This window comes from uncultured Eudoraea sp. (genome assembly GCF_947258925.1).
In the GTDB taxonomy this organism is placed as follows: Bacteria; Bacteroidota; Bacteroidia; order Flavobacteriales; family Flavobacteriaceae; genus Eudoraea.
In genome coordinates this window covers 21,973-35,508 of sequence record NZ_CAMYKG010000009.1, presented here as the reverse complement: position 1 = coordinate 35,508, position 13,536 = coordinate 21,973, and the positions used below count along the sequence as shown (strand labels likewise).

Here is a 13,536-nt window from a genome sequence, read left to right as displayed (position 1 = left end):
TATAATGTTTAATTTTTTATGCCTTTGGGAAATAAAATCGTAAAGACAGTCCCTAATCCCGGTTGGGATGTAAAATTAATACTGCCGTTATACGTTTCAACAATATTTTTTACCATGCCCAGGCCTAAACCCATTCCGCTGGACTTGGTTGTAAATTTAGGTTCGAATACCTTATCCTTAAAACCATCCTGAATTCCAACACCATTGTCCGCCACTGAAATCTTTACTTTATCTTCCTCAGAAACTACCGAAACCAATATTCTTGGCGATTCTACTTCGGGAACTGCTTGTATGGCATTCTTTACTAAATTGGTAATTACCCTGATTAGTTGTGTACGGTCTAACCTGGCTATGATTTCTTCTTCATCTGCCAAAAAATGAATGTATTTTTCATTGAAAATATCTAACGCCAGTTTCACAATTTTTACAACATTTATATTTTCATTCTGCTGAGCCGGCATTTCCGCGAAACTTGAAAAGGCTGAGGCTATACTGCTCATTGTATCTATTTGCTGAATCAAAGTCTTAGAATACTCTCTTACTTTGGTTTGCACATCTGGGTCATCAGGGTCAAATTTCCTTTCAAAACTTTGAACGCTTAATCGCATTGGAGTAAGAGGGTTTTTAATTTCATGAGCTACCTGCTTCGCCATTTCGCGCCAGGCCTGCTCCCTTTCACTCCGTGCAAGTTTCGCCGCGCTAATCTCCAGTTCATCAATCATCTCATTATAGGAATCTATCAGTTTTCCTATTTCGTGACCAGGATTTTCAATGAATATTTTTTCGTTTCTTTTGGTCAGCCTGGTCTGTGTTATCTTATCGGAAATCGTCTGTAAAGAGCGGGTAATATATTTTGAAATAAAATAGGCCAAAACAATCGCAATCAGCAGCATAAAGAGATAGACCACCCCCAGGCGCATAAGAAATTCCCTCAGTTCCATATCGTTGAACGAATTATCCTGAAAATAAGGCAGGTTTAATATCCCAATAGGTTTATACTTTTCATCATTGATATAGGTATAAGAAGCCTGATATTTATCTCCTGCAGCGGTATCGTCCTGAACGTAGCGTTTCTGTACGGAGTTGGCCAACATATCAAGTATTTCAGGTGACAGATGAAGCGAAATAGAATCGTTCCGAAACCTTGGTTTAGAACTCTTGATTAAGTTCCCCCTCAAGTCGTAGATATTAAAATTCACATTCTGAACATCGGCTATCCTGTAAATTTCATCTTTAAATATTAGAGCAAGGTTTTCTGTTGTAACAGGGTAGGTAGTCTCTTGCAAGGTATATGCTATGCTTTGCTTTATTTGACCTTCCTTTCGCTCTAAACGAACCTGATGGTAGTCTTTAGACTGCTCTCGGTATTGATAAATAGTAACCCCGGCTATTAATACTGATGCAATAAGCACCAATAAAATCATAGCTACAAAAATCCGAGATCTAAGGGATAACTTTCTAAGCAAGGACTCCTTATTTGAGTTTAAAGATAGCAATAATCAGGCCAAAGCGTCCTATCAATTTCCTCAAATCAAAGAAGATTAAGCATTCGGATTTTTATCCCGAAACCTTTTGTACAATCGTATTCCAAGCATAAGTAGGATGCCAAGGACAATAATTCCTAAAACTCCAAATATCCAGTTAAAGGTTCCCTTCAATATTACCAGAAAAGTGACTGCAAATAAGATGATAGTAGCGCCTTCATTCCAAATACGCATAAAGTTTGAAGAATATTTTACTTCATCCCTTTGTAATTGAAGATATATCATGTGTGTTTTCATATGATAAAAAATTAGTAGTACTACAAAAAACAATTTAATATGCATCCATGGTTGTTCTAACCAGGCAGGAATCAAAAGCAGTAACCAAATTGCAAAAATTGTACACAAAATAGCTGAAGGCCAGGTAATTATATACCACAGCCGCTTTGTCATTAACTTAAACTGATTTGAAAGGATTTCTTTCTCCGGTGAAGGCTTTTCGTATGCTTCAATATGATAAATGAATAACCTCGGAATGTAAAACAACCCGGCGAACCATGTAACTACAAATATGAGGTGTAGTGCCTTTATGTAATTATAATATTCCTCCATTATTTTTTATATCGAATTGCTCCGATGCCGGCATTCCACAGTCTTTGGTTGAATTCCGGGAGATCCTTGTTTAAAAACGTATTGCCCTTCGTTTTTAATTGCTGCCATTCCTTATCTAATTCATTTTTGCGTGTTATTGATGAGCTATTAACCCTGGGGATAGCGCTGCTGGATTGATTAATTAGAAAAAGGTATTCTGCCGTAAATTTATTCGGAAAATTCTCTACATCATCATATGCCTTGGATTTACGTTGAATCATATCCTTATCCCACTTGTCCAATTCATCGAATAATCTCATCCCATCGTTCTTTAATACATCATCTTCCAGGTCTTCAAGGATGGTTTTGAGCTGAGTCTTTGCACTAAACAGTGTATTAACCATCTGGTGCATTTCTGTGAGATTTTGTTCCATTTCCCTCATAAAGGCATCGTATTCCTCATATTGACCCGCCCGGGTTTCAAATCCCAGGGTTTCAATTATCCTGGCTTTGGTACTGACACTTTTTTCACCCAATTTCAATTTCAAAGTATAAGTGCCCGGCGGTACCTTATGCCCCCTGAAGTTTGCCTCAATATATGTTCCGGGAATTCCGGGCATTATGGGATAACGCATGTCCCAAACAAACCTGTTTAATCCTTTTTCTTTAGAAAGCAGTGGTGCTGGCGGAGGTCCACCCCCATTGTGTTTTATATAGTTTGGATCCTTTTTGGAACCTATCTTTCTAATTAGCTCACCTTTTTCATTTACAATATCCAACGATATTTCAGTGGAATCAGTCATTTCCGGTAGTTCATAATACACCACCACTCCGTTAGCAGGGTTAACTCCATTAAAGGGGTCCGTACCTTTAAAACTGGATGTATTTCCGCTCATAGGGCTCCCCCATGAACCATTGTATGCATCCTCTGGTTGCATTATTTTAAGACCTGTATCCTGAAAATCATATTGATTAAGTGCTCCCAGGTCATCTAATATCCAAAATGATCTTCCCGAAGTAGCCACAATCAGATCACCCTGATGTACCTTAAGGTCGGTAATTGGTGCAATAGGCAAATTAAGCTGAAATGACTGCCAGGACACCCCTCCATTCCAGGATATATATATCCCCTTTTCTGTGCCGGCATAAAGGAGGTCTTTCCTTGCACTATCTTCCCTGACTACCCTGGTAAAGGAACCATAGGGGATCCCTGCACTTATATTAGTCCAACTCTTACCATAATCTGTGGTCTTATACAATGCAGGTGTGTAATCATTAAATTTATAGCGAGTAGTTGCAATGTAAGCTGTAGCGGGATCATGCGGAGAAATATCAATAGCATTAATTAAACACTCTTTAAGACCTTTAGGCGTTACATTCTCCCAGCTGGTTCCTCCATTTCTTGTAATATGCACATAACCATCATCACTCCCTGTCCATAGCACATCTTTTTCATGTGGTGATTCAATAATATATGAGATAGTTCCATAATTTTCAGCCCCTACAGCCTCAACAGTATATGGGCCTCCCCCTTTGCCCTGTTTATCGTCCATATCACGGGTAAGATCCGGAGAAATCTCTTCCCAATTCAGGCCTTTATCCCTGGTTCGTAAAACCAATTGGGCACAATGGTAAAAAGTATCCGTTTCATACTGGGACCTGATAATGGGGGCACTCCAATTATAAAGGTATTTCATATCCCTTGCCGCTCTTCCTAGATACTGTATGGGCGCGGCCATGATTTTTGTTCCTGACTTGGTCTTCATATCCAGAATTTCTATGGTACCCAAATAATTGCCTCCCATAACATACCTGGGATTATCAGGATCAAAAGCCAGAAAAGCACTTTCCCCACCTGCAGCATATGTCCAGTCTTCTTCTGTAATAGCATCTCTGCCCAAAGAAAGACTTGCAATCTTTACTGAAGTATTATCCTGTTGTCCACCATAAATGTTATAGGGAAAAAGCCTATCGGTACTTATACGATAAATTTGCGCAGTTGGCATAATATCCTGTGTTGACCAGGTTTTTCCATGATTAAAGCTGATAGCTGCTCCCCCGTCATTAGCTATAACCATATTCTTGGAATTATCAGGATTAATCCAGAGATCATGATAATCCCCGTGAGTACCGGTGATCATTTCCCAGGTTTTACCCCCATCAATAGATCGTAAAGCCTGAGCACTCATTACATAAACCGTATTCTCATTATTAGGATCAGGAAAGACCTCTATGTAATACCAGGCACGTTGAACCAGTCTGTTATCACCGCTAACCATTGTCCAGCTATTTCCAGCATTTTCAGAAACAAACAATCCACCTTTATCCTGATCAGAATCACTTTCGATTAATGCATAAACTTTATTGGAATTTGCAGGACTAACCGCAATGGCCATCTTACCTTTTTCCTCCGGTAAGCCTTCAAGCAATTCTGTCCAATTCCTTCCGCCATCAACAGATTTGTACAAGCCACTTCCTGAACCCCCACTAATGACTATATCAGGTTTCCTTTGGTGATGCCACATGGCCGCATATAATACTTCGGGTGTGTCAGGGTCCATAGACAGTTCAGAACAACCTGTCAGCGAATTGACAAATAATACCTTTTCCCAGCTTTCGCCTCCATCCAAAGATTTATAAATTCCCCGTTCTTCAGTAGGTGCATGAAGTGCGCCTTGAGCAGCAACATAAACAACATCGGGATTGTCCGGATGAATAACAATTCGGGAAATATGCTGCGTTTTACTCAACCCCATCTTCTTCCAGCTCTTCCCGGCATCTATAGACTTATAAACCCCATCTCCATAGGAAGTCATTACACCTCTCGGTGCATGTTCACCCATACCAACATAAACAATATTTGGATGAGAAGCCGAGACTGCGACCGCACCAACGGAACCAGTTTCAAAAAAGCCATCAGAGATGTTTTCCCAGCGCTGACCCGCATCCGAAGTTTTCCAAAGGCCTCCACCTGTAGTGCCCATATAATAGGTTAATGGATCTCCAACAACCCCAACGGCTGATACAGATCTCCCACCTCTGAAAGGTCCGATATTTCGATACTTAAGGGGTTTAAAATAAGTTTCTGCATCCTGGGCAAGGCCCAAACTTATTGTAAATGCAAGAATGAATACTAGATAAATTTGTTTTAACATAATGGTATAGGATCTTAAAAATAGCTACTTCTCGATGAATAAATAATTCAGATTTAAATCATTAAAGGCTTTATTAAATTCTTTGATCTCCTGGTCAAGCATTGCATCAAAAGACGTTAGCTGCTCATTAATTTTTAGAGTCAATTCATTCTTCACAGCAATGTCCTGTTCGGTGGGAGGAAAGTCATCTAAAGAGACCAAACTGTTTAAATGTGCCAGTTTGTTTGTAAGACGGATTGGAAAATTTAAAGGATCCTGGCCGCTTCGGTTCTTGGTTTGATACAGTGCTTTTTCAATCTCCCCAAAATCCTTTTTCATTTCCTTGGCCTTTTTTACTAAATCTTCAGTTGAGGAGTTCCCTTCGTATTGTTTGGTAAAAGCATCTAACCGGGCGTTGATTTTGCGTATTTTCTTTATGGATTGATGTGCTTTGTCAACTGTTGTATTTATATCGCTTATAAAATCATATTGCTTTTGCATATCGCTTACAGAAACTTCTGCTCTAGGATCAGCCAAAATAGTAAAGGTCTCTGACAAGTCTGTACCATTTCTGTTCAAAGCAACTTTGTAAGAACCCGGGACTGCTTTTGCTCCATCCAGGTTTGCCCACCATAGTATCATTCCTTCCAGCTTTTCTGCTCCTTTACCCCTGGTATCCCAGACATGAACATTGCCATTCTTTTTTACTTTTAATTTCTTATCCTTTTTGTCGCTATAGGTGCTAAAACTAGCCAGGGTATCACCAGACATTGACATATACGTTAGTGCTATACTGTCCTTTTTATCCCAGTCTTTTAAATAAAACTGAGTAACTACTCCGGCAGGGTGATTTTGGCCTTCAGTTTTTGAAGGCTCTTTTGCTGCCCTTCCCTTTGTCCTATATGCCGATTTTGGCTTATACAAAATGGTTGATGCGTTTTTCTTTGATTGATCCAACTGATGTAAGACAGTTAGGTCATCAATAATCCATAAACTACGCCCCTGGGTTGCAACTATCAGATTGTCATCTTTGACAGCAAGATCTGTTATAGGAACTACCGGTAAGTTAAGTTGGAAAGACTGCCAGTTTTGGCCATCATCAAAACTAATATACATTCCCGTTTCAGTTCCGGCATATAGCAGTCCCTTTCTTTTTGGGTCTTCCCGAAGCACCCGCGTAAAATGTTCACTGTTTATACCGTTCGTTATTTTTGACCACGTTTTTCCATAATCGGTAGTTTTGTAGAGGTAAGGTTTGAAGTCGCCCAACTTATAGCGCGTAGCGGCAACATAACAAGTTCCTTCCTCAAAGGCCGAAGGCTCAATGCTGTTTATCATACTCCACTCAGGCATTTCTGATGGTGTAATGTTTTCCCAACTTTCACCTCCGTTCCTTGTAATATGAATTAGTCCGTCATCACTTCCTACCCAAAGCAGGCCCTCTTTCAAAGGACTTTCATTGGCTGCAAAAATGGTGCAATAGTATTCAACACCCGTATTATCTTGTGTAATTGGCCCGCCACTGGAACGTAGTTTATCCGGATCATTTCTCGTCAGGTCATCACTCAAAAGTTTCCAGCTTTGTCCCTCATTTTCACTTACATGTACATGATTTGAAAAGGTGTATAATTTCTTTGGATTATGTTTGCTAAAAATGATGGGGAAGTTCCATTGAAACCGATATTTCATTCCCTCGGCACCGTAGCCCATTGGGTTATCCGGCCATACATTAATCCCACGAACAGTCCCTGCCTTGTGATTAACCCTGGTTAAAAAGCCCCCGTAACTACCGCCATAAACAATATCATTATTCAAAGGATCTACAGCAATGTGCGCGGATTCACCTCCAGCGGTTTCTTCCCAATCATCTTCACTAATACTACTACCATCACTTCTATGTTTGATACGGATAGTTGAATTATCCTGTTGGGCTACGTAAATACGGTATGGGAAATCATTATCTGTGGTCACCCTATAAAACTGGGCTGTGGGCTGATTATAATAGGTACTCCAGGTTGCACCACCATCATATGATACCTGCGCCCCTCCATCATCACCTATAATCATTCGTTTTGAGTTTTCAGGAGCAATCCATAAGTCATGGTGATCGCCGTGGGGGGCATTGAAAGTGTTGAAAGATTTGCCGCCATCTGTTGATTTATGATAGCGAACATTTAACACATAAACAACATCCTCGTCTTCTGTATCCGCATAGAGACGTGTATAGTACCAGGCTCTTTGTCTTAGTTTTCTTTCACTATTCACTTGCTTCCAATCTTTACCTCCATTTTCACTTCTATAGAGACCTCCCTTTTCTTTATGTTCCACTATAGCCCATATCCTTTCCGAGTTTTTTGGAGATACTGTAACCCCGATAATTCCTAAGGTATCCTTAGGGAAACCATCATTTTTGGACACTTCATTCCAGGTTTCTCCACTATCAGTGCTTTTCCATAAAGCTGAGCCATCTCCCCCGCTACTCAGGCTGTGAGGGGTTCTTTTGGCCCGCCATGTAGAAGCGAATAGAATTCTTGGGTTGTTAGGATCCATTACAAGGTCAACCGCACCGGCTTGCTCATTAACAAAAAGAGTTTTCCGCCAGGTCTTTCCACCATCAGTACTCTTGTAAATTCCACGATCTTTAGTCGGTTTATAGATATTACCCAATACAGCGGCATAAACAATATCCGGGTTATCAGGATGTATACGAATACGTGGAACATGTCTGCTCTTTTTAAGGCCGGCAGACTTCCAGGTCTTCCCGGCATCCTCAGTCTTCCAAACGCCATAACCAGAAGAAACATTACCTCGTAAGGTTTTCTCCCCGCCACCAACATATATTACATTAGGATCACTTTTAGCTACTTCCACAGCACCTATACTTCCGCCAAAATAGCCATCTGAAATATTTTCCCAGCTACGACCTCCATCTGTAGTTTTCCATACGCCCCCTCCTGCAGCTCCAAAATAAAAAAGATTGGGTTCTCCGGGAACACCTGTCACTGCCGCCGATCTCCCTCCACGAAAAGGGCCCACGGATCTGTATTCGAGGCTTGAATATAATGCTTCCGGAAATGCTGCCGCTGTGGTTGCTTTATTACCTTTTTTTTGAGCGAATGTCAGCGAGGTAAAAGAAAAAAGAACCAAAAGAAAAAGCCTGATTTTTGAGGAAATTAACTTCATGTTTGTATGCTTTGTGTTTGAAGGCCTAAATGTAGGGAAAATGTTGGGATTTGTACTCGTATTTTTGAGTCCGATATTTTTGCTTTGTTATCTTAATTAATCGTAATTTACTACTATTAAATTTCTGTTTTTAATTGAAAGAAATCCAATATCCTTTGATAGTCGCCAAAATAAATACTACTGGATTATTCAGCTTTACTAACTCCTATAATTTGGCCAATATATTCAGGATTTCGAATAAAAAGAAAATGGTAGAAATTTTAGATGTTACCCAATGATATTAGAAAAGAGAATTCCTTTGCGGTATTGGTTGAAAGAAATAAAATGGGATCTGCTTATTGTATCTGTGTTTTCCATAATTATTTATTTTTTTAAACTTTATATAATTAACCTGGAAATTCCAATAAGTATAGGAGCTTTTTTAGGAACAGCAATTGCCTTGTTATTATCTTTTAAGCTCTCACAGTCCTATGACCGCTGGTGGGAGGCCCGTAAAATTTGGGGAGCTATAGTTAATGATTCAAGAACTTTTGTTATACAATTGAAACAATTCTGCAAGGAATCCGATCAGGGTACCATAAAAACAATGGCCTATCGACAAATTGGCTGGTGTTATGCCTTGGGACAATATTTGCGAAGGCAGCCTATGATGGATCCTCTAGAAAACTTTATTTCTGAGGATGAACTATTAGTTGTAAAAGGAAAAAAACATATCCCGCTTACATTACTTGACCATAATGCACAAAGTGTAAGGTCCCTTTATAAAGCTAATTCAATCAATGATTTCCAACAAATTCAGTTAGACCGTACACTATTGAACCTAACAGCTTCAATGGGTATGGCTGAGCGGATAAAAAATACAGTGTTTCCAAGAACCTACAGAAATGTTCTGCATTTTTTTATTTATATCTTTTTGTTATTGTTGTCTTTGGCCCTTGAAAGTGTCTATGGGTTTTTGGAGGTTCCAATTTTGATATTGATTTCAATTCCTTTTTTTATGTTAGAAAAAATTGCCTTTGTTATTCAGGATCCTTTCGAAAATAAACCTACCGATACCGCTATGACAAGCATAGCCCGGGCCATTGAAATAAACATAAAGGAACTCCTGGAAGAAGAAGAATTACCTGAACCTACAAAAGATAACGGGTACTATATTATGTAAGTTCGTGTAAGTTCAGCAATGAAATGAAATGTAAACGCTATGACATCATATATACTCAAGCATAAGTTTTCTATACTGGGTTTTTTAATTGTGCTGGGAATTCTATCTGGTTGCAAGGAACAGACTGGTACAGAAAAAACGGCACCAATAGCTAAATTATATTGTACCTCTCTCGATAAATCTCAATTATTAAAAGAAATTGAGATTAAGGAGAGTGCTATTGCCGCAACAACTTCCGTGGTGGCGAAAATTAAGGTAGACCCCTCAACCACCTATCAGGAAATGGATGGGTTCGGTTATACACTTACGGGTGGCAGCGCATTACATCTTCAGAAAATGAATGCTCCAGCCCGATCTAAAATTTTAGAGGAACTCTTTGGGAATGGTCCCAACAGTATCGGAGTGAGTTATTTAAGGGTAAGTATTGGCGCTTCGGATCTTGATGAATATCCCTGGTCTTATAACGACCTGCCGCCCGGAAAATCAGATCCCGGTCTGAAGCATTTTACGTTGGCCTATGATACCCTATACCTCATCCCAACACTAAAGGAAATACTAAAGATAGCACCGCGAATTAAAATTATGGGGTCCCCATGGTCGCCACCGGCATGGATGAAGGACAATAAAGATACACGAGGAGGCAGCCTGCTAAAAAAATACTATCCTACCTATGCGAATTATTTTGTAAAATATATAAAAGCCATGGAAGCCGAGGGTATTCCTATTGATGCTATAACCATTCAAAATGAACCCTTACATCCTGGGAATAATCCTAGCCTGTTAATGCTTGCAGAGGATCAGGCGGAGTTCATTAAAAAATTTTTGGGGCCGGCTTTTAAAGAAAATGGAATAAAAACGAAAATAATTCTTTATGACCATAATGCAGACAGGCCAGATTATCCTATTTCTATCCTGGACGATCCGGAAGCTGCACAATATGTAGATGGCTCGGCATTTCATTTGTACGGTGGTACTATTGATGCTCTTTCCGATGTGCATAACGCCCACCCTGATAAGCATCTCTATTTTACGGAGCAATGGATAGGTGCACCTGGGAATTTTGAGGAGAATCTTAGCTGGCATATAGAAAATCTGATCATTGGTGCACCAAGAAATTGGAGTCGCAATGTATTGCAATGGAATCTTGCCGCAGATGAGAATCAACAGCCTCATACGGATAGAGGTGGTTGTACCCGGTGTCTTGGGGCTATTACCATAACAGGAGATAGTATCATTAGGAATCCGGCATACTATATTATTGCCCATGCCTCCAAATTTGTTGCCCCGGGTTCTGTTAGGATAGATTCTAATCAGGGCGATAATATTCTCAATGTAGCCTATAATACTCCCGATAATAAAACAGTAGTGCTATTGCAAAATAAGAAGAATGAAACTGTAGTTATTGAGCTCCATAAAGAAGATGAAAAATTAATAATCACTATGGGAGCCAAAGAAATAGCTACTTTGGTATGGGAATAAAATCATCAGACCAGTGATCTCTTCACTTCTTGTCTTAAGTAGAAACCGGTAACCAGGGTGGACAAAACATCGGCAATTGGGAAAGAAATCCAAACCCCCAATTCTCCTAAATAATTTGGTAAAATCAGGATCAAGGGGATAAAAAAGAATCCTTGTCTGGTTAAAGTCAGGAGCAAAGCCGGAACCGCCTTGCCAACTGCCTGAAAGTATGCAGCTCCTATGAGTTGAATAGAAATAATTGGTGTTGCGGCAAAAACCCAACGCATCGCAGATGGAGCATGCTCCATCACATAGGCGTTAGTTGCCATTTCCAGGGCTGACATATTGGGTTTATCGCTTAAAAATAAAGATGCTATTTCAGCCGGAAACACCATGAGACCAATAAATACCAAAGTTGCAACTAAGGAGGCGTATTTAATAGCTGTATTAATAGCCTCTTTAACACGATCGTATTTATGAGCTCCATAGTTATATCCGGCAATTGGCAGGAAACCCTGGGTAACGCCAAAAACAGGAAAAAGTGCGAACATTAACATTCGTCCAATTATTGCATAGACCGCAACCAGGGGTTCACCTCCAAGGTCGAACAAAATATTGTTCATAAGTAAATAAGTGACACTGGTCACCGCCTGTCGGGAGAGCGTAACAAATCCCAGAGAACCTATTTCCCCTATAATAGCCCTATTTAACCCAAAATGATGCCAGTTGAGTTTAAGTTCAGAATTTTTTGAATTGAAAAAGTAAAAAATATATGCAAAACACATTAGGTATCCTGCGGTGGTAGCCCATGCAGCACCGTGCATTCCCCAGTCAAAAACATAAATAAAAAGGTAATCCAAAACAAGGTTACCTATTGAGGGTATTATCATCGCTATCATGGCGAACTTTGGTTTACCCTCGGCCCGAATAACCGTGTTGCCCATCATACAGAGGGCTAAAAAAGGTACACCGTACAGTACTATGATATAATAGATCTTGGCAGGTTCAAAGATGGCGCCTTTCCCTCCAAAGGCCGGTATTAAGCTGTCTACATAGTACAGTCCTAATACCACCATAGATGTAGTTACCAGTAAGGTAAGCGTAATTTGATTGCCAAAGGTTTTTAGGGCTTTCTCTTTCTTATCACTCCCAAGGGCACGTGATATAATACTGCTCCCTCCTATTCCAATAGCCATTCCCAATGCCGCGATAAAAAAAGAAACAGGAAGTACAACATTAATAGCCGCTATGGCAATTGAGCCTATCCAGTTACCAACAAATATGGTGTCAACCAGTATATTTAGCGACATTACAAGAATGCCGATGGAAGCCGGCACTGCTTGTTTTATGAGGAGTTTCCCTATAGGTTCAGTACCTAATTGATCTGCAGAGACTTTAGCCATTATTGGGAAATGATCATAAAATTATAATTATATAGCCTGATGAACTGAGTTCTTAAAAGTCGAAAAAATACGAAATCAAAGCTTGCTATTAAACCGGCAGGGTTTTATTTTTATTCCATTCATTTATCCATTGTGCCATTAGGCTCACCCATGAATCATTATCGTTTAAGCAAGGAATATGTACATAATCCTCTCCTCCTGCTTCCAAGAATTGTTCTTTACCTTCCATTGCAATTTCTTCCAGAGTCTCAAGGCAATCGCTTACGAAGGCAGGAGTAATCACTGCCAATTTCTTAACGCCTTCTTTGGCCAAACGTTCAAATTCAAAATCCGTATATGGCTTTAACCATGGATCCCCGGCAAGACGAGATTGAAATGAACTACTCACCTTTTCTTCGGGCAGATTTAATTCTGTTTTTACTAATTCGGTAGTATCATAACACTGGTGTCTGTAGCAGGTGTGGTGTGCTACCGAATTAATCTGACAGCACTTCCCGTCAATTTTGCAGTGGAATTTAGTAGGATCTGACTTTCTAATGTGCCGTTCCGGTATCCCGTGATAAGAAAATAAAATATGGTCGTAATCAAAGTTTTGTAATCCCTCATAAATTCGTTCTGAAAGAACCTTTATGTAATCTGAATTCTTATAAAAGGCCGGTAGCGTAGTAATTTTTAACTCGGGAAAATAGTTCTGTTGTTCCTGCATGGTTTTCACCACCACAGTTTCATAGGAAGACATAGCGTAATGCGGGTAAAGTGGTACAAGTAATATTTCACTAACTCCTTTGTCTTTTAATTCCTTTAAGGCATTCTTAATGCTCATAGAACCATATCGCATCCCCAGGGCTACAGGCAGTTCGGTTTGCTGCCTTACCTTGGATGTAAACCGCTCTGAAATTACTATTAGAGGTGACCCCTCTTCCCACCAGATCTTAGCATAAGCTTTTGCAGATTTTTTAGGACGGGTTTGCAAAATTATTCCCCTTACCAGTAAATTTCGCAACCATTTTGGCACATCTATGACGCGCTCATCCATTAAAAATTCATCGAGATACGGTTTTACTTCCTTAGCTGTAGGAGCGTCCGGAGATCCTAAATTAACCAGTAATACACCCTTCATATTT

8 protein-coding genes are annotated in these 13,536 nt (G+C 39.8%); 2 read left to right on the top strand and 6 right to left on the bottom strand.

Annotation, left to right across the window (positions count from 1 at the left end):
* Nucleotides 1-8 precede the first annotated feature (8 nt).
* From Q0X77_RS04645 to Q0X77_RS04630, 4 genes are all read right to left on the bottom strand, one after another.
* Nucleotides 9-1,424, bottom strand: a complete 1,416-nt coding sequence (locus Q0X77_RS04645) for an ATP-binding protein (protein ID WP_297793744.1) — start codon at nucleotides 1,422-1,424, stop codon at nucleotides 9-11.
* Nucleotides 1,425-1,541: 117 nt separating this feature from the next.
* Nucleotides 1,542-2,093, bottom strand: a complete 552-nt coding sequence (locus tag Q0X77_RS04640; RefSeq protein ID WP_297793741.1) for a CopD family protein — start codon at nucleotides 2,091-2,093, stop codon at nucleotides 1,542-1,544.
* On the bottom strand, nucleotides 2,093-5,227 hold the full coding sequence (locus Q0X77_RS04635; RefSeq protein WP_297793738.1) for a glycosyl hydrolase: 3,135 nt from the start codon (nucleotides 5,225-5,227) through the stop codon (nucleotides 2,093-2,095). Before Q0X77_RS04635 ends, Q0X77_RS04640 begins: the two co-directional genes overlap by 1 nt.
* 24 nt (nucleotides 5,228-5,251) lie before the next feature.
* Complete coding sequence (locus Q0X77_RS04630; protein WP_297793735.1) at nucleotides 5,252-8,389, bottom strand: glycosyl hydrolase; 3,138 nt, start codon at nucleotides 8,387-8,389, stop codon at nucleotides 5,252-5,254.
* Between the two features lie 274 nt (nucleotides 8,390-8,663).
* Between Q0X77_RS04630 and Q0X77_RS04625 the strand changes: the two genes are divergently transcribed.
* On the top strand, nucleotides 8,664-9,551 hold the full coding sequence (locus tag Q0X77_RS04625) for a bestrophin family protein (protein ID WP_297793732.1): 888 nt from the start codon (nucleotides 8,664-8,666) through the stop codon (nucleotides 9,549-9,551).
* 39 nt (nucleotides 9,552-9,590) lie between these two features.
* The gene (locus tag Q0X77_RS04620) at nucleotides 9,591-11,030 is read left to right on the top strand and encodes a glycoside hydrolase family 30 beta sandwich domain-containing protein (protein ID WP_297793730.1); all 1,440 of its coding nucleotides are present in this window, start codon (nucleotides 9,591-9,593) and stop codon (nucleotides 11,028-11,030) included.
* Between the two features lie 5 nt (nucleotides 11,031-11,035).
* Here the strand turns inward: Q0X77_RS04620 and Q0X77_RS04615 are convergent, their stop codons facing one another.
* Nucleotides 11,036-12,412 (bottom strand): MATE family efflux transporter, encoded by a 1,377-nt coding sequence (locus Q0X77_RS04615; protein WP_297793727.1) that lies wholly within the window; start codon nucleotides 12,410-12,412, stop codon nucleotides 11,036-11,038.
* An 88-nt stretch (nucleotides 12,413-12,500) separates the two neighbouring features.
* Nucleotides 12,501-13,532, bottom strand: coding sequence for a ferrochelatase (gene hemH / locus Q0X77_RS04610; RefSeq protein WP_297793725.1), 1,032 nt, complete (start codon nucleotides 13,530-13,532; stop codon nucleotides 12,501-12,503).
* Nucleotides 13,533-13,536: the final 4 nt, after the last annotated feature.